Raw genomic sequence first — 3,946 nt, 5'->3', positions numbered from 1 at the left:
GGAATTCCGATTCTCACAGTTTCCCTGACGGCGCTTCGAAGCCGGACCGCGAAGATCCTGCTGCACCCCGGCGTCACAATTCCACTGTTCCTGTTCAGCTACTACGGCATTTACCTCTCGCCGGTCTTCGACCTGGTAGCGCGGTCCTGGATCGGTCACACAGGTCTCGAGCTCTTCTTCCTGGCCACCGGAGTACTGTTCATCGTCCCGGTGCTCTCCTCGGGGCCGTTGCCCGTCAAACAAAGCAACCTGGGTCGATGTTTCGACCTGTTCGTCGAAATGCCTCTCCACGTTTTCATCGGCGTGATCCTGATGATGGCAACTTCGCCACTCCTGAGTACCTTCACCAATCCGCCAGCCTCCTGGAATGTGGACCTGATGGCGGATCAACAAATGGCCGGCGCACTGGCTTGGTCCTACGGAGAACCGATCGCCTTGATCATCATGGTGGTTTTCGCGATGCGGTGGAAACGCGACGAATCCTTCACCAACGCCGCAGTCGACAAGAAGGTCGCACGCGAAGGCGATGTCGACCTCGATGCCTACAACGAGTTCCTGAGAACTCTTCCGCGCCGGTAAAGGTTTTCGACACGCCACGGTTCCGAGTGGTCCGCGGACGCCTATGGGGTTCAGTTCATCGGGTCCGCCTCCGGTGACGACGACACCTTCCAGGGCCTCGACCCGAACCGGCCCACCCTGCGCCCCAAGCTGTACTGGTTCAACGCGCTGCTCACGGTCGGCCTGCTCACCGCCATGATCATGGAGTGGCTGCCGATCCCCGTGCTGTTCCTGATCGGTGCCGCGCTCGTCCTCTCCGTGAACTTCCCGCACATCCCCGACCAGAAGGCCCGTCTGGCCGCCCACGCCGACAACGTCCTGAACGTCTCCGGCATGGTCTTCGCCGCCGCCGTCTTCACCGGCGTCCTGCAGGGCACCGGCATGGTCGACCACATGGCCAAGTGGATGGTGGACGTCATCCCCGGCAGCATGGGCCCGCACATGGCGCTCGTCACCGGCCTGCTGAGCCTGCCGCTCACCTACTTCATGTCGAACGACGGCTTCTACTTCGGTGTCCTGCCCGTCCTGGCCGAGGCGGGTGCCGCGCACGGGGTCACCCCGCTGGAGATGGCCCGCGCCTCGCTGGTCGGCCAGCCGCTGCACATGTCCAGCCCGCTCGTCCCGGCCGTCTACGTCCTGGTCGGCATGGCCAAGGTCGAGTTCGGCGACCACACCAGGTTCGTTGTGAAGTGGGCCGCCCTCACCTGCCTGGTCATCCTCGGCGCGGGCATGCTGTTCGGGATCATCTGAGCCCCTTCATGGAGGACGTCATCGTGAGGCCCGGTGGGAACCGCGGCTGGCTGCTCCGCCTCGTCATCGCCTTCAGCTTCGCGCAGGGGGCGGTGTCGATGGCCCGGCCCGCCGTCTCCTACCGGGCCCTCGCGCTGGGCGCGGACGAGCGCGCGGTCGGTGTCATCGCCGGTGTGTACGCGCTGCTGCCCCTGTTCGCCGCCGTGCCCCTGGGCCGCCGCACCGACCACGGCCGCTGCGCGCCCCTGCTGCCGGTCGGCGTGGTGCTGATAGCCGGCGGCTGCGCCCTCAGCGGCGTGGCCGGTTCGCTGTGGACGATGGCCCTGTGGAGCGGGGTGATGGGCCTCGGGCACCTGTGCTTCGTCATCGGCTCCCAGTCCCTGGTCGCCCGCCAGTCCGCGCCGCACGAACAGGACCGCAACTTCGGCCACTTCACCATCGGTGCCGCACTCGGCCAGCTGGTCGGCCCGGTCGCCGCGGGCGCGCTGATCGGCGGTGCGGACATGGCGGGCAGCAGCGCGCTCGCCCTGATCGTGGCGGGCGCGACCGCGGCGGTGGCGTTCACCTCGCTGTGGCGCATCGAGCATCGCAGTACGGCGTCCTCGTCCGGCGCGGACAAGGGGGACCGGGTCCCGGTCCGCGGCATCCTGCGCACCCGTGGGGTGCCTGCGGGCATTCTCATCAGCCTGGCCGTGCTGTCCGCGACCGACATCCTGACCGCCTACCTGCCGGTGGTCGGCGAGCACCGGGGTATCGCGCCGTCCGTGATCGGCATCCTGCTCAGTCTGCGCGCCGCGGCGACGATCGCCTGCCGCCTGGTGCTGACGCCCCTGCTGCGGCTGCTGGGCCGGCCCCTGCTGCTGACGCTCACCTGTCTGCTGGCGGCCCTGCTGTGCACGGGCATCGCCCTGCCGGTGCCGGTGTGGGCGCTCGGACTGCTGCTGGTCGCGCTCGGCTTCTGCCTCGGGGTCGGTCAGCCGCTGTCCATGACGACGGTCGTCCAGGCCGCCCCCGACGACGCCCGTTCCACGGCCCTCGCCCTGCGCCTGACCGGCAACCGGCTCGGCCAGGTCGCCGCGCCAGCCGCGGCCGGGCTGATCGCCGGAGTCGCGGGGGTGGCGGCGCCGTTCGTGATGCTGGGGGTGTTGTTGCTGCTGTCCTCCGGGGTCGCCGTGCGGTCGCCGCGGGAGCCGGACGAGCCGGGTGGCCGGGACGCGCCGGACGGGTCGGACGGGTCGGAGGAGTCAGGTCGTGAGGGCAGTGAGGGCCGTGGGGGGCGGAGGGGCCTCGGACGCAGCGTGCCGCTGCGCCGGAAGAGCGATATCTGACGCGTCGTAGGGCGGTGCTGCGGTCCATTCGACGGTGGGGTGACAGAGAGTCAGGTGACGAGGTGTTTGTATGAAAATCATCTGACTTTGGAGGCATGTTCATGCCCGTCGTACCCCTCGCGCGCCGCGCCGGCACCCGCACCGCCGTCCTCGCCGCCCTCACCCTCGCAGGGACCACCATGAGCGGGGTGTCCGCCGTCGCCGCTCCCATCCCGGGGGACAACGGAGACGTCAAGATCCACGCCAGCACGACGGCCGCGGTCAATCAGCGCAACGACCCGAAGGTCTGCGACTTCTACCTCGCCGCGTTCAACTTCGACGCCGGTGAGCAGATCAACTGGACCATCCAGACCCAGCCCGAGGTTCCGGGCGGCGCCACCCGCACGGGCAGCTTCGTCGCCGACCCGACCGGCATGGGCCGTACCGAGGCCGTCGATCTGCCCAACGGGCAGTACAAGCTGACGTGGCTCACCGACCAGGCACACGGCGCCGGCAAGTTCAAGGTGTTCAAGCCACAGGCCTAGCGCACGCAACCGTCACGCTCTGCTACCGACCGAAGGCAAACCGCAAACGAGACGCCGACAACCTCGTCCCCGTCCTCAAGGCCTGCTGCGACGGACTCGTCGACCACGGACTCACCGCCGACGACACACCAGACCTCATGACCAAAGCGATGCCCGTCATCCACCCAGCCGTCAAAGGCCGACCACCCGCACTCTGGCTCGAAATCGAATGGAGCACGAAATGATCGATCCCGTGAACCGCCCGGCGCACTACACCGAACATCCTTCGGGCGTGGAGTGCATTCAAATCACCGAGCACATGGGGTTCAACCTCGGCAACGCCGTCAAGTACATCTGGCGGGCAGACCTCAAGGGCTCGGCAATCCAGGACTTGGAGAAGGCGCGCTGGTACATCGATCGTGAGTTGGTGAAACGTGGTGTGGCAACCGAACCCGCAGCAGTCCGTGACGGCAGCGACCTCGTCGTCGTGCAGCGTTCGCACACCGCGAAGGCGGTTCAATCGTGGATGACTCTGGACCTGTGGACCGACCTCGGGAAGAACGACAAAGACTTCGACGCCGAATATGAGCGCCAAGGGTTCGGGGACTTGTGGGCCACCCTCCTTGGTGAGGTCCGGGCCCTAGTTCAAGCAACCACTCCCGCCCCTACCGAACCCGCCAAGGAGGAGACGAAGGCGGAGGGTGTGCCCGATTGGGTTCGCCAGGTATCTGAGATCCTCGACGAACACGCCCAAACGCGTTGCCCGTCCGAGATCGAGGGCTGGGGCTGCTCGCTGACGAACGGTCA

General features: G+C 67.4%; 4 protein-coding genes and 1 pseudogene. All 5 read left to right on the top strand.

All coding sequences use genetic code 11. From position 1 onward, the window contains the following. The coding region (locus tag ABT116_RS40635; protein WP_351645111.1) for a cytochrome c oxidase assembly protein at positions 1–579 on the top strand (579 nt) is incomplete at its 5' end. A gap of 69 nt (positions 580–648) precedes the next feature. After that, positions 649–1,308 (top strand): annotated as a pseudogene (locus ABT116_RS40630) (SLC13 family permease); the annotation flags it as partial. A 23-nt stretch (positions 1,309–1,331) separates the two neighbouring features. Further along, on the top strand, positions 1,332–2,636 hold the full coding sequence (locus ABT116_RS40625) for an MFS transporter (RefSeq protein WP_351645108.1): 1,305 nt from the start codon (positions 1,332–1,334) through the stop codon (positions 2,634–2,636). Positions 2,637–2,737: 101 nt separating this feature from the next. Beyond that, positions 2,738–3,160, top strand: a complete 423-nt coding sequence (locus tag ABT116_RS40620) for a hypothetical protein (protein WP_351645105.1) — start codon at positions 2,738–2,740, stop codon at positions 3,158–3,160. 220 nt (positions 3,161–3,380) lie between these two features. Continuing rightward, positions 3,381–3,946, top strand: a 566-nt coding sequence (locus ABT116_RS40615; RefSeq protein WP_351645102.1) for a DUF3310 domain-containing protein, incomplete at its 3' end; no start/stop codon positions are given.

The organism is Streptomyces sp. NPDC002130 (assembly GCF_040296465.1).
GTDB lineage: Bacteria > Actinomycetota > Actinomycetes > Streptomycetales > Streptomycetaceae > Streptomyces.
This window is presented reverse-complemented; position numbering and strand designations above follow the sequence as displayed.

Bases quoted from the DNA above. Each gene is read 5' to 3' on its own strand.
- ABT116_RS40620 (WP_351645105.1), top strand. From the start codon at position 2,738: ATGCCCGTCGTACCCCTCGCGCGCCGCGCCGGCACCCGCACCGCCGTC.